This window comes from Bradyrhizobium cosmicum, assembly GCF_032290525.1.
In the GTDB taxonomy this organism is placed as follows: Bacteria; Pseudomonadota; Alphaproteobacteria; order Rhizobiales; family Xanthobacteraceae; genus Bradyrhizobium; species Bradyrhizobium cosmicum_A.
On record NZ_JASXTA010000013.1, the window covers coordinates 33,731 to 54,048 of the forward strand.

At 58.6% G+C, this 20,318-nt stretch carries 14 protein-coding genes and 1 pseudogene; 11 read left to right on the plus strand and 4 right to left on the minus strand.

What is annotated here, in order from left to right; translation table 11 throughout:
- Positions 1–2 precede the first annotated feature (2 nt).
- The 3 genes and pseudogenes from QSV46_RS22935 to QSV46_RS22945 all read left to right on the plus strand — a co-directional run.
- A complete protein-coding gene (locus QSV46_RS22935; protein ID WP_314957050.1) occupies positions 3–302 on the plus strand; it encodes a hypothetical protein in 300 nt (99 codons plus the stop codon).
- Entirely contained in the window at positions 299–1,189 is an 891-nt protein-coding gene (locus tag QSV46_RS22940; protein ID WP_314957052.1) for a serine/threonine-protein kinase, read from the plus strand. Before QSV46_RS22935 ends, QSV46_RS22940 begins: the two co-directional genes overlap by 4 nt.
- A 278-nt stretch (positions 1,190–1,467) precedes the next feature.
- A pseudogene (locus QSV46_RS22945) lies at positions 1,468–2,547 on the plus strand (IS630 family transposase); the annotation flags it as partial.
- Between the two features lie 181 nt (positions 2,548–2,728).
- Here the strand turns inward: QSV46_RS22945 and QSV46_RS22950 are convergent.
- Positions 2,729–4,129 carry a hypothetical protein gene (locus tag QSV46_RS22950; RefSeq protein WP_314957054.1) on the minus strand — a complete coding sequence of 467 codons (1,401 nt, stop codon included), beginning with the start codon at positions 4,127–4,129 and terminating at the stop codon, positions 2,729–2,731.
- A 1,658-nt stretch (positions 4,130–5,787) separates the two neighbouring features.
- On the opposite strand from QSV46_RS22950, the gene QSV46_RS22955 reads away from it, so the two are divergent.
- The 3 genes from QSV46_RS22955 to QSV46_RS22965 all read left to right on the plus strand — a co-directional run bounded on the left by QSV46_RS22955 (position 5,788) and on the right by QSV46_RS22965 (position 8,359).
- Complete coding sequence (locus QSV46_RS22955; RefSeq protein ID WP_314957056.1) at positions 5,788–7,269, plus strand: type VI secretion system Vgr family protein; 1,482 nt, start codon at positions 5,788–5,790, stop codon at positions 7,267–7,269.
- Between the two features lie 64 nt (positions 7,270–7,333).
- Complete coding sequence (locus tag QSV46_RS22960) at positions 7,334–7,651, plus strand: hypothetical protein (RefSeq protein WP_314957057.1); 318 nt, start codon at positions 7,334–7,336, stop codon at positions 7,649–7,651.
- Between the two features lie 195 nt (positions 7,652–7,846).
- The gene (locus QSV46_RS22965; protein WP_314957058.1) at positions 7,847–8,359 is read left to right on the plus strand and encodes an Hcp family type VI secretion system effector; all 513 of its coding nucleotides are present in this window, start codon (positions 7,847–7,849) and stop codon (positions 8,357–8,359) included.
- A 1,366-nt stretch (positions 8,360–9,725) separates the two neighbouring features.
- Here QSV46_RS22965 and QSV46_RS22970 read toward each other — a convergent pair.
- Both QSV46_RS22970 and QSV46_RS22975 read right to left on the minus strand, forming a co-directional pair.
- Positions 9,726–11,486: a trehalose-6-phosphate synthase gene (locus QSV46_RS22970; RefSeq protein ID WP_314957059.1), complete on the minus strand. Its 1,761-nt coding sequence runs from the start codon at positions 11,484–11,486 to the stop codon at positions 9,726–9,728.
- A 66-nt stretch (positions 11,487–11,552) separates the two neighbouring features.
- Complete coding sequence (locus QSV46_RS22975) at positions 11,553–11,972, minus strand: hypothetical protein (protein WP_314957061.1); 420 nt, start codon at positions 11,970–11,972, stop codon at positions 11,553–11,555.
- Positions 11,973–12,142: 170 nt separating this feature from the next.
- Between QSV46_RS22975 and QSV46_RS22980 the strand changes: the two genes are divergently transcribed.
- Positions 12,143–12,559, plus strand: coding sequence for a DUF2169 domain-containing protein (locus QSV46_RS22980; protein ID WP_314957063.1), 417 nt, complete (start codon positions 12,143–12,145; stop codon positions 12,557–12,559).
- 387 nt (positions 12,560–12,946) lie between these two features.
- Here QSV46_RS22980 and xopAG read toward each other — a convergent pair whose 3' ends face one another.
- Complete coding sequence (gene xopAG / locus QSV46_RS22985; RefSeq protein ID WP_314957409.1) at positions 12,947–14,584, minus strand: XopAG/AvrGf1 family type III secretion system effector; 1,638 nt, start codon at positions 14,582–14,584, stop codon at positions 12,947–12,949.
- A gap of 106 nt (positions 14,585–14,690) precedes the next feature.
- Here xopAG and QSV46_RS22990 point away from each other — a divergent pair, with 106 nt between their 5' ends.
- The 4 genes from QSV46_RS22990 to QSV46_RS23005 all read left to right on the plus strand — a co-directional run bounded on the left by QSV46_RS22990 (position 14,691) and on the right by QSV46_RS23005 (position 20,306).
- Positions 14,691–15,122, plus strand: coding sequence for a hypothetical protein (locus QSV46_RS22990; RefSeq protein WP_314957064.1), 432 nt, complete (start codon positions 14,691–14,693; stop codon positions 15,120–15,122).
- A gap of 560 nt (positions 15,123–15,682) precedes the next feature.
- A complete protein-coding gene (locus tag QSV46_RS22995; protein WP_314957065.1) occupies positions 15,683–18,829 on the plus strand; it encodes a DUF2169 domain-containing protein in 3,147 nt (1,048 codons plus the stop codon).
- Complete coding sequence (locus QSV46_RS23000; protein ID WP_314957067.1) at positions 18,819–19,895, plus strand: pentapeptide repeat-containing protein; 1,077 nt, start codon at positions 18,819–18,821, stop codon at positions 19,893–19,895. The genes QSV46_RS22995 and QSV46_RS23000 overlap by 11 nt, the downstream gene beginning before the upstream one ends.
- Before the next feature lie 3 nt (positions 19,896–19,898).
- Positions 19,899–20,306, plus strand: coding sequence for a DUF4150 domain-containing protein (locus tag QSV46_RS23005; protein ID WP_314957069.1), 408 nt, complete (start codon positions 19,899–19,901; stop codon positions 20,304–20,306).
- Positions 20,307–20,318 lie beyond the last annotated feature (12 nt).

Sequence of the window (20,318 nt, forward strand, 5' to 3'; positions counted from 1 at the left end):
CTGTGAGAGTTCTTTTTAGTGTTTTTGGGAAGAGGCGCGAAAATGCCGATGGCCCCCCCCTCGAGCGAGCGCTCAGCTCGGCCGCGACGCTCGCACGCCGTCGCCTGGTAGCGGCGAGTGAGCTGCGCGACACGTTCCAGCTTTGCCGCAACCGCGTCGACACGAAAGTGCCGTATCAGGAGCTCAAGGGATTGTTGGCGGTCAACATTTTGACGGGCAGCGTCTTGCCTTGCGCTCCAGCGGAACAGGCTACCAAGGATACGAGTGCGATCGTCGAACGTTTGGGCGAGGCCGCATTGTGAGTACGGCCGCCTTGGGGTACGTGCTGGGCGGTCGTTTCGACCTGGTAGAGGTCATTAGCGAGGGCGGCACCAGCACCGTCTATCGCGCGATTGATCGGATCGGCCTATGGGCGCGTGAACAAAATCCCGAGGTCGCAGTGAAGGTCATCCAACCGCATTCGAAGATGCGCCAGAAATTAGTGCAGTTGCTGCACGGCGAGGCGCGTCTTTTGCGCGACTTCGTGCACCAGAATTTGGTGCGGATCTACGATTCCGATTACGACGGCAAGTACCATTACATGGTCATGGAGCTCTTAAAAGGCCGCTCGCTAGCGCAGATCCTGGCCGATCGTCAGGGACAGCCGCTGTCACCCTCTGTATCCTTTCAGATCGTCAACGCCGCCGGGCAGGGGCTCACCCACATGCACAACTTAGGTATGGTTCATGGTGACCTCAAACCGGGAAACATCTTCATGACCTCGACGGGCGAGATCAAGATTGTGGATTTTGGGACAGTTGTCACGCTGGGCGGCCCGCTGCGATGCGACAGGGCGACGGCTGTGCTGGATCAAATTGGACTATTGACACCGGCTTATGCTTCCCCAGAGTTGCTGATGGGTGAGCCACGGGCGGAAAGTGACGATGTGTACTCTCTCGCGGTGGTCGCGTATCTGGCTTTGACCGGCAAGCACCCGTATGCGCGGTGGCCGGCCGACGAAGCACTCAAGGCAAATCTCAGACCGGCGCAGTCCCCGATTATTTCGCCAGCACAATGGCGGGTGCTCGCTTCGGGCCTTGCCCTTAACCGCCGCGACCGGATCCAAACCGTCGGTGAGTTCGTCCAAAGCCTTGGTCGGCCGCCCTGGTTCTACCGATTGTGCGGCCAGCGTATGCCAATGTCCGAGTGAGAGTAGGCGCGCGCGAAGTTACATTTTTCTGTAACAAGCAGAACAAGCCAAAATGCGACGTCATCGGGAGCGGACGTCTCTCTCTTTTGGGTGCTCATCGGCAACTGGAGAGAGGATCTCTTTCCGCCGCCAGAATTCGCTGAAACGCCGCAGTTCAAATTGTTCGATAGATCCGCGGAGGAAGTATTTGGCGCTCGGATTATGGCGCGGCCGACCCGCATTGGAATTGGCCGGCTAGTGTTCCGATGCTGACGAACGATTCACGAATCGGCTCAGACCTGTCAATCTGGGCGGATGAGGACGATCGGACGGATTCGATCAGCTGTGCTGATCGCGAAAGATTGGAGGGACTGGTCCGAAACCGGAACGCGCCCTAGAATGTGGTTGGAGGGCGCAGATCGTGCTTTTGGCCAGCGATTGCGGCGGCCGCGGGCAAGAGCCTTCTGACGATACGCCGCTGGCGCCCCGCGATTTTGCCAAGGGAGCGGACAAGCTTTTGAAGGACGCAACCCGGCCTTCGCGCGTCAAGCCGTTGAGCCCTGAGAAGATCAAGCAAGTGGTGCATATGACGCTGCTCGAGAATCCTTCGAAGGCAAGGCATTGGAACGGGCGCAGGATGGCGGCGGCAGCGGGCATATCCTACAGCAGCGTCCAGCGGATCAACGGATCTGGCGTGTGGCGGGCTGAAGTCGCATCAACACGTTCAAGGTCTCGCGCGACAAGCACTTCGCCGCGAAGGTCGAGGATATGATCTGGCTCTATGTCGATCCGCCGGACAGGCGCTGGTTCTCTGCGTCGATGAAAAGAGCCAGATTTGAGCCCTCGACCGCACTCAGCCTGGCCTGCCGATGATGAAGGGCCGCGCCGGAACGACGACCCATAACTACAAGCGCAATGGCACCACGAGCTGATTGCAGCGCTCAACATGCTGGACGGCAAGGTCATCGGACGTGCATGCCGCGCCATCGGCATCGGGAGTTTCTGCGCTTTCTCAAGCTGATTGACCAACAGATCGCCGAGGGTCTCGACCTTCACCTCATCGTCGACAACTATGCCACGCACAAGACCCCGGCCGTGAGACGTTGGGTCAAGGCATCCGCGCTTCCACCTGCACTTCACGCCCACCTTGGCGTCCTGGCTCAACATGGTTGAGCGCTTCTTTGCCGAGATCGCCCGAAACCGCAGCCGCCGCGGCACCTTTAAGAGCCGTCGCTGAGTTGAAAGGCGCCATCATGCAATACCTGGAAAACCACTATGCCGATCCTAGACCCTTCGTCTGGACCAAATCTGCGAGCCAAATCCTCGAAAAAGTCGCCCGGGCGAAACAAGCGTTGAAGTCACGTCATTCGATCAAGCAATTCTGTATACGAGCGACACGGACGAGGCGAATACCTCCGCTGCCAGGGGGCCAAACCTTCTTGGCCCGCGCCGGGAGGCAGCTCGATCGCTTGTTGCACCGGGAAACCGTGAGCCTGGCCATGCGGATGCCAATGCCGATCATCTGCTCCCCTCCAGGGCGGTTTGCCGCCAACTGTTCCTCTAGGAAGCTTGGCGTCGATGGATGACAAGGATGCGCCCGTCTGGTCCCGTTTCGGCTGTGTACCGCTCACCGTGGATGTAGAAGCGTGACATTGGAACTTCAGGGCTCGGTAGAAGTCTGAACGCGCGCAGTATGCCGATCAGGAAGTCGTCGGCCACGCGGGGGCTATGAATCCAGCCTAGGCCGACGCTCGCTCCGATATCGGGGAATGGCTCGATTTCATTCGTCTGCTGGACTCGAGGCAGGGGCTGCAGTCCTAACTCGCTGTATCCAGGAGTGAGAATAAAGTTTTTGCCTTCCGGATTATTTGGAGTCACGGGCACCCGCCCTGGCCACAATATCGCAGCATAGCGCATACCGTTGATGAGCACACTTTCTGGCCGCAACACCGCCGGAAGGAGGCCGCTTTCTCGCAATTCCGCGATCAGTGGGTCCGGGGCAAGGCCGCCCCTCCAACCGGGGAGGACATAAGCCCCGAAGTCACGCTCGGCTTGCCTAGCCCCTGCGTCGGCCAGGGACGGGCGATCCGACGGCATTGTGGGCGCCAGTGGTGATGACGATGGCCCGGCCGCTTCGAAGCCCTGAAACATCGCACCGCGCGTACGGGCCGAGTCCTCGAATTGAACGTGGCGCTGAAAATCCCGAAGCATATCTCGCAAATTCAGGAGACGGTTACGAATTCCGCCAATCGCGGGTGCGTCGTGCCCTATACAGTCGGCTGCATAGGCTTGCACGTCGGCATCCAACGACGGCAGCGCAATCCGGTCCACCATTGGGGGTCTGTTGGTCTCGCGGATCCACTCGAGGAAGTCGTACAAATCCCCTGCAGCATGGTCGGCGCCGCGGGAACGGAGGTTCGGGAGCTTCTCTCTAAGCCAATCCCAAAACTCCTGATGAAGCGTCATGTCCACCTCACACGGGCCGCGCACCTGATTGGAGCCGCTGCTGCTTTCGCCGCCACCCCTGCTATCGCTGTTGTCGGTGATATCGTTGCTACCGCGGCAACCTGACGAGGGCCCGGCTCCATCAAAGCCCTGAAACATCAGACTCCTCTCACGTGCCCACTTCTCCAAATGCAGGTCCCGAAGCATATCTCGCAAGTTCAGGAGACGATTACGAAACCCGCCAATCTCCGGTGCATCGCGCCCTATATAGTCGGCTGCATAGGCTTGCACGTCGGTATCCAATGACGGCCGCGTAATGCGGTCGGCGATTGGGGGTCTGTCAGTCTCACGGATCCACCCGAGGAAATCGTGCATATCGCCTGCTGCAACGTCGGCGCGGGGGGAGCGGCGCTCCGGGAGCTTCCAAGCAAACCAGTCCCAGAAGTGCTCATAAAGCTGCATATCCGCCGCATAGAGGGGGAGCCACTGATCCGAGCCGCCGCTGCTGTCACTCACGCGAACCTCCGGTAAAAGGTGCAACTGCAGCGGTAAGGCATGCTCGCTCGATGCGAAGCGCACGTCGCGTGAGTTTGGTTTGGGAGCCGTCCTGCCAAATGCTCCGAATTGAAAAGCAGCACGATTCGCCACCGCTCCAGCTTGTTTGCGATCAATCTTCCAACCGCCTACACTTCGTCGTTCGGCAGGGCGATGGATGTTGCGATGACGAATCCGACGAGATTGACCATCGACTTCTCGAGACTGGTTCTCGCGTTACGGGTCGATCGCGGCCGTATAATCCCGATCGACGAGAAGCTCAAGTCGGCGGCTATCTGCGGCGCACCCTCTGCCCCCGGATCCTTTCCTTGTCTGCGCAGGGACCGGAGCCATGTTATCCTGCCGCGTTGCAGTGTCAGCGCTTCGATAGCTCCGGGTTATCTCGGCCTCGCCTCCAAGGCGGTTCGAAGACAGCAGTCACAATCCTCCGTGCCGCGTCTAGCCTGAAGTGGTGATAACGCGCCCCTCCTTTGGAGCGCAAGGCACGCAGCGCGTTTCTGAAGTGCTCAGGCTAGCACACGAGATCGCCAGAAGTGAACCAAGACCAATCTGCACTGTCTGTTCGGTCACAAACACTTTTGTTCAATGATCGACATGTCTGTTTTCTGGGCGGTCTTAGAACCGAAGTACCGTGTTCAATGCTGTGGCCCACCAAACAGGCTCGCCATCAGCCCTCGAAAGGCCTCTCTGTGGTTGCCTCACGCGGCACGTCACGTGCTGATCGTCTTGGACCGGTCCCTTTCAGGTCAGTTCGAAAAATAGCTGATCTTGTCGAGCGACGAATCATGAGATGCCTCCGAAAGACCTTGTTAGGGTGCGTTCAGCTCGACTGTTGTTCAGAGTCTGACAGTGTGTGGCCGCCGCCTTTGTCAGGTTGAACACTTATTCGGTAAATCTCAGTTATTTCAAAGCGATCAATAGCTCAAATCAGGAAACGTCATTGGCACGGCTGTTGCTCTTGAGATGTAGCGACACCAACTGGCGAGGACACGCAGAGGAGCAAGGCAAACGATGCTCTCTTTCATTTGAACCCGTGTGCATCGCTTTAAGAGCGAAAACCGGGGTATCTGCATCTGAGAGCGCATACACCAAGCGCGCGGGACTGCCGATCGGCTTTGCAACTATCGTGCGAAGGAAGAGAGCAACGTTAGCGCCGCAGGAATTCGAATGCGACACCCGGATGTTGAATCCGTGCTGATGAGCAAGGCTCACCTTGTGAGATGAGCTTTGCGCTCCGAGCCGCTGGAGAGAACGATGAACTCTTCCGAACCATGCGCCAGATGCGCCGTTCGAACATTCATAGCGGCGCGTTTAGGCGATCGCGATACTCGATGGATGGCAACGAGACACCGGGCCGGCCTCCCACCATCTCGCCAGCGGACGGGCGGGTGTCGCTTCAGGGCTTAAACTGCCACGATCGAGCCGGTCAGCGAGTTCGTCCCGCATCTCGCCCGTGTTTGGCTTTATTAAGTTCTGCTGTCGGCGCAGTTTGCGGTCGTAACGACTAAGCAAGGTGAGATACCGCTAGCATTCAGTGTTTCGGGCTCACAAACGACCCTCGCTCCCCGGCACCCGTAACAAGCAAGCCTAACACTGCCAGAGTTTGACATGGTGCACAGATGAACAACGACTCCAATCTCAATATTGATCTGGACATTTGCAGCAAGCCCAATATTGAGCTCGACGTGGAGGGGTTCGAGGGCACAGAGTGCATTTCACTGCCGTTCAGTTACGTGATCTATGCCACCACATCGAACAATGTCGATACGGGCTCTTTGATAGGCGAGCGCGCCAAGCTGTCTGTCAAAACCGCGTGCGGGCGATGGCTTGCCTCGGGCCTGTGCGCCCAAGTCGAGGAACTCGATCCGACGGTGACTGGCCTACGAGTGCTCCAGTTCGTCCTACGGCCGCGCTTTGCCGTTGCCGAGCTCTCCATCGCGAGTCGCATTTATGGCCCTGGCCAACCCATGGGCGTCGATGACATCATCAAACAGCAGTTGAACAAGGTGAGCATCAGCGTTCCCACCGAATACAATCTCGATCGCTATCCCAAGCGAAGTTATGTTGTGCAATACAATGAAAGTGATTTGATGTTCATTTCCCGCCTTTGCGAACGAAACGGAATTTTTTACTTCTTCAAACAGGAAGAAGACGGTGACATCGTCGTCTTCGGCGATAAGAATCTGGCCTTCCCCAAGGTCGGGTTCGGCGCCAAGTCGGCGCTTCTCTATGCGCGCCAATACGAGCGCAAGACATCGCGAGACGTCGACGAAAGCGCCGTTCGGTCATTCCGGCAGCGCCGGGTTCTCTCGACAAAGACCATCGCGCTCCACGATTACGACGAGACGGTGCCTTCTGTCGTGTCCGTCGATAAGCAGGTCGGACAAGGCAGCGGTTTCTTGGGCAAAGCCTCGCGCTTCGGCGGGCATTTTGCGAACGAAGCAGAAGCGGCCACGCTGGCCCGGATCCGTGCCGAGCAGATCTGCGCCGGCCAGACAATGTACATCGCCCACAGCGACGCACCGGAGCTGCGAGCTGGCGTGATCTTCGAACTGCAGGGCCATCCCCGTTTCGATGGTGAATATCTCGTCATCGCCGCGGATCACTCGGCCTATCGCCCGGCACCGACCGGATTCCGCGCGTTCGCTCAGGATGGGCGAGCCTACCAGAACATGGTCCATTGCATCCGCTCGGACGTGCCTTATCGACCGGTTGTGATGACGCCTGTGCCTCTGGGCGTCGGCCTCCACACCGCCACAGTCGATGGAGAAGCTTGGAACGGGCGGGCCGAGATCGACGACCATGGCCGCTACAAGGTGCAGTTGGCATTCGCCGAAGAACTGGCAAAAGGACGTGGCAGCGACTACGTGCGCAAGCTCGAACCTTATGTAGGTCCGAATCAAACCGGCTTGCATTGTCCGTTAGTCCCCGGAACTGAAGTTCTGGTCGGCTACTTGAACGGCGATATTGATCGGCCAGTCGTGATCGGGGCGGTCCACAACCCTGATATGATGGCAGGAGTGACTTCGGAAGCGCCTTTGTTCAATCGCCTCAAGTCGCAATCTGGCGCCACGATCGAGATTTACGACGGACCTGCATGATTTCTTCACCTCATGGCGGCTTATGACCGCTTGGCGACCAGCGACTCACGAGATCGACCCGGTATTGGAAGCGATCGCCAATGCGGCACGCGCGACCATCCTGCCGGCAGTGTCGATCAACATACCCTCGCCATCGACCGACGGCATTCGTTCGCAACGGCTTCGTGACGGGCGGGAATTGCGTCTCAAATTATCCACGCGCTGTCCCGATCAGAAACAACGTGGTCCTCGCACGGTGATCGTCTACGCGTTGCTGGGCAATGCAGTTGTCGATAACCGCATAGGATACCAGGTGAGGGGACAGGCTGTACTCGATGTTGCCACGCGTGCCTTTCTAGATATCGACTGTCAATTAGAACAGGTCGCCCCTGTCATGCCGTGACGGATTGCTGTCTTGATTGCGACGACGTCTTCGCGTGATGGTTGCCGGTGCCTGGAGACCTGCCCAGCCCCAATTGACTATCACGTCTGGTAGGCCCGAAAATCAGGTGTCGGTTGCACACGGCTCTTGGCACGGATGTTGCGAGGGTCATCGGGCAAGTATGTGCCGGGTATGCCAGAGACCGGGGAGACGAACGTGTCACTTGAAGCCTACATGACAATCAAGGGAAAGAAGCAGGGCGACATCTCCAAGGATGCGTCCAAGCTGGACAGCATCGGGCAGGTCGCCAAGGGGGCCTCTGATAAGCAAGGGAAGATCACCGTGGTCGCCTTCACCAGCGGCGTCGTCGTTCCGCGCGACACGACGAGCGGTGTCGCCACAGGCTCTCGCAACCACCAGCCTGTGCTATTCACGAAATTCTTCGATCGGGCCTCGCCGCTGTTATGGCAGGCGCTGGCCACCAACGAGGTGCTCGAAAACGTGGTCTGCGAGTTCTACCGCACCGATCCAGGGGGCATGCCGCAGCCGCAGAACTTTTTCAAAATAACCTGGAAGAACGCGACATTAGTCGAGGGCAAGGCTTATGTGCCGCTGACAATCAATCCCCAGAACAACTTCTTTCAGAATATGGAAGACTGGTCGTTCACCTACAAAGAAGTGAAATGGGAGCACGTTCCCGGCAGCACCAGCGGCGAGGATAAATGGTGAGAACGCCGCGACGTTCGCGGTGTCGCCGTTTTGCGGCGCCGACGCGCTATGCTCGCCGCCAAACCAAGAACGGAAATGTTGTCGCAAGCACCGGCCGGGAAATGGTGGATGCAGGGCGTACATTCGAGGCGTCGCAGAGCCCCCGGTTGGCTATGCCGGGTCTGCTTGATGACAGTGTGTAAACAGTGCTTGCTCAACAGATGTTATAGGCGGCTAGCATTGGCTACCATTGCTGATTGTTGCATTGAGGCTGAACCGATTGAGCAAAGCCGGCTCATATGCCTGCTGATCAGACAAATTGTCCGACGTACAACGTAGACAGGCGACAGAGATACACCGGTTCCATAGACGGTTTTGGGCGTCTCGATGTACCAAATCGGCTCGTTTTCGGACCGAATATCGCGCGTGTAGCCGAACAGGGTCCCACAATCGTACTGTTGATTCTACGTCATGGGTCGTGATTGACGGACATGAAGCAGCGATATTGGCGTCCGACCAGGTTCAGCGGTCGAGACAAGAAATCATCGCCGCCGTCGAACGGAAGGCTGAAGTCGGACCGTACGAAGCCTCTTACGCCGCAAGCCGATACGAGCTTGTAGGTCCGGCGAAGCGTCTCGTTGCCCGTGAACTCGAGGCGCGGTAAAATGGCGCATTGGAGCGGCGTTGCCGAGCTTAAGAGGCGGATCAAGGAGCTGCGTGCCGCATCGCCGGAAAGTCCAAAGATCGACCGCGCCCTGCTGCTGCAACTTGCGATGATCTGCCGCGGGTTCGGAATGCACCGTCAACGGACACACGCACCAAACAGCGGCTGGTTCACATCGTGGTTCGGGAGATTGTTTGCCGTCACCCTAAGAGACGCTCGTCGATGTCCAGGCTCGTCGGATTCACCCGAATCCGCAACGCCGCCGCCCAGTCCGTGCTGGCGCATTTGTTCCGTCCGCAATGAGGCGCCGTAACAGCGCGGACTTGGCGCCCTGGTTGACAGCAAGAGTCGGGAATTCTGTCGCGATGTCGGCGGCGAAATGACGCGAGACGGAACCATCTGCTCCAGTCTCAACCGCGATGTAATACATCGCTCGTACGAAGCCTACGGCATCGATGCCGCTTCGCTAACCTGTCGTAGGAGCGGTGACTGCCTTGGCCCTCACTCAAATTTCGGCAGACGAGCGACACACATTGTCCTATGTCCTCTCTGCAGAGATCGCAGCCAGCCTTCGCTCAATGATTCCTTAAAGCTCCTTCTCGCCTCGAATGCTCGTGAAGGAATCAGAAGTGATTCTTTCGGCTCAAGCCGATCAGCAGACACAGATAGATATGGGTAATAGAAGAAAAGCTTTAGGGACGATTTGCAGTCCAGACGAGCTGTTCAGCCGCCCTTAAGCTGCGGTATGAGAATAACGTTGACGCCTAGCGGATTGTTGAGTGTCACCTCCCTTGTCCCCGCAGCCAACTGCGCCATGTAGGAATGACCGTGGATGTAAAGACTTGTCGTTGCCTGGAATGGCCTTGGGAACGCGGCCATTCTATTCAGGACGCCAAGCAGGACGTCCGGGGCCGCTTGGGGACCATGGTTCCAGCCCGGGCCTACTATGTTCGTGAAATCATCATCTAATCTCCTAGTCGTCACATCGGACGCCCGACGTGACAACTGCCGCGACAGGTCCAAATGACTCGACCCGCCGGCTAACGTCCCATCGACCTTCCCTTTCGAGCCGCTAGGCTCGTCCACATCCCGCGGACCGAACCGGCACGCGAGTTTCTCAGTCGGAGTGTTTTTCAACTCCGTAACGAAGTCCTCGCTCCATCGCGCGATGGGATATGCTTTTAGTCTCGCCATCATGTCGCGCCAGCGCGAAATGCGCTCGCCAGGCGACATCGAAATTGCCGTCGAAATCTTGTCTGCTATGTCGTCGATGTTGTTTGGATCGACGAGCAGCGCCTGCTCCAGCTCTTTGGCAGCGCCAGCAAATTTAGACAAGATCAGCACGCCGGGATCTTTCGGATCTTGCGCCGCGACATATTCTTTCGCCACCAGATTCATGCCATCACGCAACGGCGTTACCAATGCAACCTTCGCTGCGCGGTACAGACTCGCAAGTGCGGCTTGGCTGAAGCCCTCTTTGACATAGCTAACCGGAATCCAGTTGTCCTTACGATGGCGGCTGTTGATGTCGCAGACGAGATCCGAGACATCCCTCTGCAACTTCTCATAGATCGGATTCCCGATGCGGGACGGAATCGCGATCTGCAATAGCGAGATCCTCCGCTTCAGATCGGGCTTTTGGGTCCATAGGCGATCTAAAGCATGTAGGCGTTCTTCGATACCCTTGGAGTAATCGATCCGGTCGACGCCGATTGCTATCGTTTCACTGTTGAGGCCGCGCCGTATGTAAGAGATCAAAGGCTCCGAGACGGCGTCCGCGCTCCATTGCGTGAACGTGTCCACATCGATGCCTATCGGAAACACTCGGCATCGGGTTTGGCGATGACCACAGGTCGCAACATAGCCCTTGATGTTTACCATGGGATCGGTGCCGAGATACTCGAGAAAGTTGGTCCGGTCCTCCTCGGTCTGAAAGCCGATCAGGTCGTAATCCAACATCGCTCCGATCAGTTCGTCATGATGGCGCACACTCTCCATTATAGCGGGCGGCGGCCATGGCGTGTGCAGGAAAAAACCGATGGGCTTTTTGATGTCGAGCTTGCGCAGCTCCTTGCCGAGAGCAAGGAAATGATAATCATGTACCCAGAACGCCGTCGCCTCTCTGATCCGGTCCAGTTCTTGCGCCATGATGGCGTTGATCTTGCGATAACTGTCGTAATTCCCCTCCGAGGAGCCAACCAAGTCTGCGCGCCAATGCAAGGCCGGCCATAGTGCCGAATTGGCAAAACCGTCGTAGTAGCGGCGATAATCCTCGGCGGGCACATCCAGCCTTACAAGCTTGCCTCCGCCGTGCGTCTCGCTAGGCGGCTCCTTGTCATGACCATCGTCCAATTGGCCCGAGAACCCCACCCAGATTGCTCCGGATCTGTGCACCACGGGGAGCAGCGCCGCTGCAAGACCGCCTATCTTGGGTTCATTGGCATCGCCGCTGGCAACCCGGTTCGACACGACGACGAGGGTCACAAGTCATCCTTTTGCGTCTGAGCTACCGTTACCCTTCCGTTCAATAAATATGGCTTGATCATCGTCTCAAGAAAGATGAACCAAAATGACGCACGCGCTCAGGCATTCGGTCTTGCTACTTGGATCCCGCGGCCCATTCGGTAAGCTTGATCGCTTGCGATCCGCGGCCTGATACCCGACCGACATCGACGATTTGCCTTCCTCGACTGCGACCAAACACAGCGCGTCGGCTCGAATGACGGGCGGGCCACGCAATGTAGTGATTCCGGCTCCCAGTGCACCAACAGCTTCCTCTCTAGGCAGATTTCCAACGACAGTGAAGTGCTTGGTTTTCTGCAAACCGGAGCGCTTGTCCTTTTCGGCAATCGCCGCAAGCCCCGACGCAGTCTTCCATCTGGTCGCGCGAGCGGGTTCCGAGCCGGTGAGGGCGCCACAGAAGCAAGTCGCCGCTTTCTTGATCAAACTCCTGCAGTTCGGATCGGCCATCTACGCCCGCTCTGCTGACTTGGGCTACCCACCTGATTTGGCAGGTGACACAAAGACGCGTCCGCATGGGCGGACCGAAAGTCCGTCATGTTTGAGAAATATAGCAAGGAAGCGACAATTGTCTCGGCGGGTCTCATGCCCATTCTTGTAAAGCCACGCACGTTGGGTCTTTGACGAAATGCGAGCGCCGTCCGCCAGGGGCGAGCCTCATCATTTCCGTTTTCGCGATGTTCGACCTGGCCAACCCGGGCGCGGACCATCTGGAAGGCGAGCAGGATCTCTGGATTATGGCGGCGAAGGAGCTTCCGCCCGGCACCCCTCTCGACATCGGCATGCCCAAGCCGCAAGCGGAAGTGCTCATCGGCGGACATGCCGCGGCACCAGAGGGGCGGCCTACCGAGCGCATGATGTTGGGCTGGACTTTCGGGTCGATGCAGAAGCACCTTCTGGTGACGGGCGACCGCTATTGGCAGATGGCAGCCTCCGGCTGGCGACCGACAGCCGTGCAACCGTTCCGTCAAATACCGCTAACGCGCCAACGCGCGTTTGGCGGGCCCGGCTACTGGCAACCGACTCGAGCGACTTGATCGGGATGAAAGTATCACGTCTAATAGACATGCGCTTTTGGACGATGGTGACATCTGCATTTGGCAGAGCAGTCGAGCAATGGACCAGGGCCGCTCATTATCCAACAAGAGACAAAGCCTCGGTCAAAGGCTGCGCTCTCCGGGGTGACCGCGGCACCGTCATGGCCAACTTCCTGTTCTTAGAGCGCGACCGAAATCGTTCTTGAAGTGGCAACATGCGGTCACGTCCCGCGTGATCATTGCTGGAACGAACCGTCTTTTTCATCCTATCGGATTTGATGGCCAGCTTCTCAGAAAGCATGCGTCGCGATGAGATCGGACGTAATTCGCGTTGCGGCTCAGACTGCCTCGATAGCGGCGCTCGCTAATGCACGACTCCTTACGGCGTCAACTCTGCTTCGAGAGATATCTGCCGCCGTAATACTCTCGCGAGGCCTTCCGACACACCGTCTCGTAGAACTCATCCGCGTCTTCGATGGTGTAACCAGCACCAGCGAAGCAGCCACGTGCCGTCTCGTGGAGCGTATGCCGTATTGACGTCGTGTCTTCGTAGACAGCGTTCAGACACGCGACGATGACTATAACGTCCTCTTTTGAGAGGCGTGGCTGTCCACTCATCAAGCGCGCGTGATTGATGCAGGCAACGGCATTGGCGCACGTGAAGGAGTCACCCAACCCCGAGCAATCTTCGAATCCATTGCCTTGCTCGTTCAACTTGACGTGCGCGATGGGCAGATATTTCATGTCATCGATGTCCGGGTGGTTAAAGTCCTGGCCTGTCGCGCGATCATGACCCGCTCGCCATTTCTGAAACCAGATGTCGAGTTGGTGGAGTCCTGGCCCAACCCAGCTTTTGTTGCGTTTGAGCAGATTCTTATTTGGATCCTCGAACATAAGAGTCGCATCGAGCCTGTCGGTTTCCGCCCGTGACAGCCAGCCGTGCTCGCGCAATGTCTGCATCACGACGTTCTCAGCGTGGCCCCAATGCGCATCCGCAGCGTACACCTGCCTGAAGTTCAGGATGGTCTGCCCAGCCGCGAACTGGGCCTCCTCTCCGAGGCCGCGGTGCTTGTCGAGCAGTGGCTCCAGCCTCTCGATGCATCGCTTGAAAGTTAGTCCCTTCTCGCCTTGGAAGGCGTCCCGAAAGTGCTGCACGCCCTTGTTCACGAAGGGCTGAGTGACCGATCGCGAGGTGTAGCCGTAAGCGCCAGTTTCCTCGTTAAGCACGCCTGTCAATGCGTACTTGTTCTGTCTGTCATATAAGGGACTGTTCGTCAGGTCCGGATCCTTCGGCACCTTCGGCGGTTTATACTTGGCCACGCACTCGTCCTTGACAAGATGGCCCTTCATGCAACTCAGGTTCAGAAGTAGCGAAGCGTGCGCCGGCATGCAATCGACCAGGCGCGCAACGTGCACGTAAGTCGCCGCCCGGTAGTCGATCATCGTTACGAACAGGTTGATACCGCAGGTGCGGATTGGGTTGAGGGGACGTTCATTGAAACGCCGAGTGTCAGGGTCGGCGGCGTGATACGATGTATAATACTCCCTCGCCTTCGCCAGAGCCAACCTGAGCCGTTCGTTACTGGTGAAGCCCTTCTTCCCGTCGTGCAGTGACGTGGTCGAAAGGAAGAAGTCGTTTGCGACCTCATTATAGGCGTAGCCCGCGCCCGCAAGGCACAATCCGCATTTCACTGCGCGCGCAAAGCTTGGCCCGCTCCCCCTTTCGCCTCCACTATTCGTTCCCTTCCCGACCTGTCGCAATGCAGCGTTCCCCGAAGCTGGAGTTGACCCGCCCTGGGCAAAGAGCCGAGGAAGTGAATGCCCCTCTCCATTAAGCGCAGTCATCGCATTCGCGGCCTCAGCCTGTCCGCTGACCATTTGCCAAACTTGGGAGCGAAGCGTAGCAAGTGAATGGCCCGCTTGGTGAGACGCACTGAGTGTACTTGGGGCCTCTGCCTGGCCGCCAACGATCCGCCAAACCCGGGAACGAAGAGAAGCAAGCGAAATTTCGTGGAACGCGGTCATCGTACTCAAGGCCTCACGCCGTCCATGAACGATCCGCCGGTTGAGTCTCGGACGGAGCGAAGGCTGGTCTTCCCAATTCGCATCTCATGTTGGTGAATCACTGACCGTGACGCAGGCTCACCGGTACGATCCCAGCGCCCTGCGGCTATATGCGCTCGATATTGTGTCCGAACAGATCGACCTGATCGTACGCGAGATCTCAAGCTACCAAACAAATGGGTGTATATTCGCCGCGTATCTATGTTGTGCGTTGGACAATTCGTCGGACCGCAGACCTCCTGTTCGAGCACCTCGTTGGCAGCAGCGGCGAGCCCCGATCGAAGAACTTGGCGAAGAGCACCGGCTCGTGGTTGCGCGCGCGCCCGTGGCAACACCACTCGTCATGTCACGCGGAACGACAATGTCGCTGGTGAAGGCAATTCTTTCCTCGCTTAGCGGAGCCACCTTTGGCAACCTGCCCGTTGCCGTCCGGCTCGAAGGCATCCTTGGATATATCGCCCTGCTTCTTCCCCTTGATTGTCATATAGGCTTCAAGTGACACTTTCGTCTCCCAGTTTCTGGCATACACGCTCAGGCATTCGGTCTTGCTACTTGGATCGCGCGGCCCATTCGGTAAGCTTGATCGCTTGCGATCCGCGGCTTGATACCCGACCGACATCGACGATTTGCCTTGCTCGACTGCGACCAAACACAGCGCGTCGGCTCGAATGATGGGCGGGCCACACAACGTAGTGATTCCGGCTCCCAGTGCACCAACAGCTTCGTCTCCAGAGGGCAGATTTATAACGACAGCGAAGCGCTTGGTTTTTCTGCAAACCGGAGCGCTTGTCCTTTTCGGCAATCGCCGCAAACCCTCGACGCAGTCTTCCATCTGGTCGCGCGAGCGGGTTCCGAGCCGGTGAGGGCGCCACAGAAGCAAGTCGCGGCTTTCTTGATCAAACTCCTGCAGTTCGGATCGGCCATCTACGCCCGCTCTGCTGACTTGGGCTACCCACCTGATTTGGCAGGTGACACAAAGACGCGTCCGCATGGGCGGACCGAAAGTCCGTCACGTTTGAGAAATATAGCTAGAAAGCGACAATTGTCTCGGCGGGTCTCATGCCCATTCTTGTAAAGCCACGCACATTGGGTCTTTTGACGAAATGCGAGCGCCGTCCGGCAGGGGCGAGCCTCATCATTTCCGTTTTCGCGATGTTCGACCTGGCCAACCCGGGCGCGGACTATCTGGAAAGCGAGCAGGATCTCTGGATTATGGCGGCGAAGGAGCTTCCGCCCGGCAACCCTCTCGACATCGGCATGCCCAAGCCGCAAGCGGAAGTGCTCATCGGAGGACATGCCGCGGCGCCAGAGGGGCGGCCGACCGAGCGCATGATGTTGGGCTGGACCGTCGGGTCGATGCAGAAGCACCTCCTGGTGACGGGCGACCGCTATTGGCAGATGGCAGCCTCCGGCTGGCGACCGACAGCCGTACAACCGTTCCATCAAATACCGCTAACGCGCCAACGCGCGTTTGGCGGGCCCGGCTACGCTGCGAACCGACTCGGCGCCGGCCATGAGGCTCTCCGCCGCAGCATGGCCGGCGAATTGGTGGCCCTGCCCAACCTCGAAAGCCCCGAGCATGCGATTCAGTTCATTGACACAAGCGCACCGCCTGCAACGTTCGGACCAATGGCGCTTGATGATAGGGAGCGTCTGCAATACGCGGGAACCTATGACGCTGCGTGGCTGAAATCGGTCGCGCCGGGCCTGGCGACCGACGCTGATCCGCGCCTTTTTCTATTCGCTCCACCAGACCAGCGCATAACCGGCTTTATTTGCGGCGGAGAACCCTATGCGCTGCAGAACTTCTCGGCAGAGCATCCGATGATTGAAGGTCGTCTGCCGGCCTTTCGCGTGCGCTGCTTCATCGGCTGGAGCGATGCGGCGCGGGGCGTCACGGAACTGCAGACGCGCATCGATACCTTATGGCTGTTCGCGGGCGCCCGCCGCGGCATCATGATCTACCGCACCTCGATCGCCATGCAGGAATTGGACGGCGGTGACGTTGGCGACATTATGGTCGCCTACGAGCGACAAAGCGAGCCCGCGCGTCCGTTAGATCATTATCTGACCGTCCGGCAGTTGCGGCTCGCCCCGAAGACGGCCGCACGCTATGCCTTTTCGGAACATCAACTCACCCCTGGGCCTTCGGTTGCCGAACGCGAGCGCCGCGCAACGCGGCGGCGCCAACTGGCCGAACAGCGTACAGAGCGGAAGATGGCTTCCATGCGCTGGGCGCTCGATCGGGAACTCGCGCGAATTGACCTTCCGGCTTCGCTGCGCCCCGGGATCGAGATACCATCCATCGAACCCTCGAGTATTCCGGAACTGTTGCCCGAAGAACTCGAGAGCGGCGAGATCGAATTGGCCGAGATCCTCGACGCGTTGGAGAAAGTACAGGAGAAGGCGCAATCCGACATCGACAAGCTCGCAGCTCAATACGAACCCGCACGCGCAGACGATGGAAAGATTGCCGACGGAAACGCCGCATCGAACAGTATCGACGCCTTGCTCGCCGCGATCTCTTCCACGGACGCTGCGCCGTCGACAGACGCAAGCCTAGAGGAAGATCTGCCACCGCCGGTGGACATTGATCCGGCCCTTCTAAGCGATATCAAAGATAGGCTCACGCGCGCTAGGAACTGGCGCGGCAACCTCGTCGGCGCGGTACAGCAGCCGCTCGACGAGCAAAAGCAACTCCAGATTGCGCATGCTCGTTTCTTTAACCTGGCGGCTGGACGGCCGCTGGAGCCGATACGCAACGCCATAGCGGACGACGCCTTTTCACTTCCCAATATTCCGACGTTGGTCCTGCCGGAAGAAGCGCGCAGCGTCGCCCGGGAGGCGCCGCCGCGCCTGTCGATTGACGAGATACTGGCGCAGATCGAGAGCGCCGGTACACCGTCTGACGCCGCAGCACGTCTGCGGACCGGCTTCGCTGATGCAGAAGCGGCGCTAAAAAAGGTCCTTCCTTCATTAGCCGCCGATGAGCGTCCGCCATTCGAGGCCTTGAGTGCAACCCGTCATTCGGCAACCGCCGATGGACCCGAAGCAGCGATCGCCGCGGCCAAAACGGAATCCACCAAAGCACTGACTACCCTGCGGACCGAGATCGACCAAGCGGAAGGTCTGTTGGCAGCCGGCATGGCCGCGGCCAGGCTTGCCTCACCCAAGCCGCTCCGACCAGAAACCATGCTGGCGCCAGCTGTCGCGCGGGCGCTGGGGGATCTGGTGGAAGAGGAATTTCGGCGCGGCGGCACGATTGCCGGACGCGATCTGGCCGGCGCCGACCTCTCCGGGCGACGATTCACGAACGCGGACTTCTCCGGTGCCTTTCTCGAACGCGCGAAACTAAACGGGACCAATCTCACCGGCGCCAAACTCATGAAAGCCACACTGTCAGGCGCGGCGCTCATCAACGCTGATTTAAGCACGACCGATCTGACCGAAGCCAATCTTGGTGAAGCCGACTGCCGCGGAACGCGTTTCGCGGGGAGCCTGCTTGTGCGCAGCAATCTTCTCGGCGCGCGCATGGCGGGCGCTTCCTTCGACCGAGCGCGCCTTATCGAGCTGCAAATCTTGCGGGTGCCGTTGATCGGCGCAACCTTCCGCTCTGCACAGCTAGATCAATGCTGCTTTATCCAAGCCACCCTCGATAATACGGCCTGGGGGGACGCCATCCTCAGGCAGGCACAATTCATGGATTTATCGCTATCCAGTGCGAGCTTTGCTAACGCGCGAGTCGAGAAAACCTGCTTTCTCAGGGTGGCAGCGCCCCAACTCGATCTCAGCAGATCGCAATTAGACCAAGTTAGCTTCACCGGCGACATCGATCTGCGCGACGCCGACTTCGGCCGCAGCAGCGCCGAGGCGCTTTCCTTTCAGGCAGCCGACCTCAGCGGCAGCGACTTCACCCTGGCCCGAATAAACGGTGTCTATTTTGGTAAGTCGACTCTCGCACGCGCCTCCTTCCGAATGACATCGCTGAAACGTGCGGTCTTCACTGGCAACAATCTGCGCGGCGCCGACTTCTATGCCGCCAACCTGCTCGAGGCACATCTCAATCAGACCGACCTGACCGGTGCCAACCTGCGCCATGCAAATCTCTATGGTGCCGACCTGATGGGCTCTGCTTTAGTCGCTGCGGATTTGAGCAACGCCAATATCGATCGCACCGTTATGATGGTCCCGCGTGATGCCAGTTGATCTGCTATTGCAGTCGATCGCCCATGGCTTCCCCGTACGCGACGCTCACGTCGATGGCCAGATGCTATCTGAACTGCATCTAAATGATGGCGTTGTGCTGAGTTCCTCCTTCCGCCACAGCAGCTTCTCGGGCGCCTCCCTGACTGGCATGATGTTTCAAGACTGCGACTTCAACGGTGCTTCCTTCGCCGACGCTCGCTTCGAAAAATGCACGTTCGTTGGTTGCCGTGCTGCCGGATCCGACTGGCGACGAGCAGGCTTCACCCAGTCGACGTTCATGTCATCTGATTTGAGCCATAGCGACTTCAGCGAGACACGGTTTACCCAGACGACAGCGATGCGTTGCATCTTGTCCCACACCGTCCTGCGCAGCGCGATTCTATCTCAAAGCGCTATCATGGATTGCGGGCTTGCCGAGATCGTGCTCGACAATGCCACGCTTACGAACGCCGCCATCACGCAAGCCGATTTGCGTAGTGCGCGGGTCACCGGAATGCGTTGCGACACGATCGTTTTCTCGGAATGCGATCTGTCGGAGCGAGATCTCACGGGGCTGATGCTTGCCCGAGCGAACCTGAGCGGCGCCAAGCTCAACCGCACAAACCTGTCCGGCGTCGACCTCTCCGGCTCAATTTTGACGGGTGCGAGCCTCGTGGGTGCCGACCTCTCCAACACGACCGCCCCGAACGCACTGTTTGTTAGGGCTGACCTGCGAGCGACCCAGCTGCGTAATGCCAATTTGACGCAGTGCGTTTTCACGGAGGCGCGCCTCGACGGCTGCGATCTCTCGGGCGCACAACTGGGGATGGCCGTTTTCACGGGTGCATCGGCCAGGTTCGTTTCATTTGCCGGTGCCGACATGTCCTACGCGCTGATGCATCATGCCAAGGTCGATGGCAGCGACTTTTCCGGCTCGCGCTTTCTGCGCACTGACTTTCACTGCGCGTCGACCGGCGGCCGTCTGTTCGTGCCCCAGCAAGGCAGCGCACTGCATACCGTACCTGAACGCGCTATCGCCGAACTCTACGATGCGAGCCGCATCGTTCCGTTCAACGGAGGGTGCTAAACGATGACCTTTGTCAATGCAAGTGGTCCGATGTCGGCGCAAGATTACGGCTTTCCCGACGTCTGCAACACACCATTCGGCCCTGTCGTCGTGCCGACCCCCTATCCGAACATCGCGACGAACACGGCGGCCATTCCCACGCAGTCTCGTTGTCTCATCATGTGCATGCCTGCGCACAACATGACGACCGAGCGTGCCGTATCGTACGGCGACAATGCGGGTTTGGCCCTCGGCGTCATCTCTGGCCTTGTCATGGGGCCTGGGCGCGCCAAGGCCGGATCCGACAATTTGTCAATCGGCGGGTCCCCAGCAACCAAAATGGGGATGCCGACTAAACAGAATGGAGTCAATCCGAACGCATTCGGTGTTTCACTATCGCCCTCTCAAACCCGCTTGATGGCGCAGCGCTAAGGCGCCGACAAT

Bases quoted from the DNA above. Each gene is read 5' to 3' on its own strand.
- QSV46_RS23005 (WP_314957069.1), top strand. From the start codon at position 19,899: ATGACCTTTGTCAATGCAAGTGGTCCGATGTCGGCGCAAGATTACGGC.
- QSV46_RS22995 (WP_314957065.1), top strand. From the start codon at position 15,683: ATGCCCATTCTTGTAAAGCCACGCACATTGGGTCTTTTGACGAAATGC.
- xopAG (WP_314957409.1), bottom strand. From the start codon at position 14,584: ATGACCGCGTTCCACGAAATTTCGCTTGCTTCTCTTCGTTCCCGGGTT.
- QSV46_RS22975 (WP_314957061.1), bottom strand. From the start codon at position 11,972: ATGGCCGATCCGAACTGCAGGAGTTTGATCAAGAAAGCGGCGACTTGC.
- QSV46_RS23000 (WP_314957067.1), top strand. From the start codon at position 18,819: ATGCCAGTTGATCTGCTATTGCAGTCGATCGCCCATGGCTTCCCCGTA.
- QSV46_RS22955 (WP_314957056.1), top strand. From the start codon at position 5,788: ATGAACAACGACTCCAATCTCAATATTGATCTGGACATTTGCAGCAAG.